Origin of the sequence: Butyricicoccus sp. AF35-5AC (assembly GCF_003477715.1) — a bacterium.
In the GTDB taxonomy this organism is placed as follows: Bacteria; Bacillota; Clostridia; order Oscillospirales; family Butyricicoccaceae; genus Agathobaculum; species Agathobaculum butyriciproducens.
Genome location: NZ_QUDX01000018.1, coordinates 19,267 through 19,521, shown reverse-complemented (window position 1 = coordinate 19,521; position 255 = coordinate 19,267). Strand labels below are relative to the sequence as shown.

The window sequence follows — 255 nt, the reverse complement described above, 5'->3', positions numbered from 1 at the left end:
AAGCTGGACTTTCTCTTTCAGGCCCTTGTGAAAACCTCCCGACTGGAAACAGGCGTGATCCAGTTGGATAAGAAGCTGGGCCGTCTTTTTGATACTGTGGCGCAGGCCATGAGTGGGATCGTGTATGCGGCGGAGAAAAAGGAAATCGCCGTGTCCGTGGACTGCCCGGAGGATTTGACCGTTTCCCATGACAGCAAGTGGACATCGGAAGCCCTCTTTAACCTGCTGGACAATGCGGTGAAGTACACCCCGGCA

Annotated in this window: 1 pseudogene; it reads left to right on the top strand. The window is 54.5% G+C overall.

Annotated features, from left to right (window positions below):
- A pseudogene (locus DWZ82_RS15755) lies at positions 1-255 on the top strand (sensor histidine kinase); the annotation flags it as partial.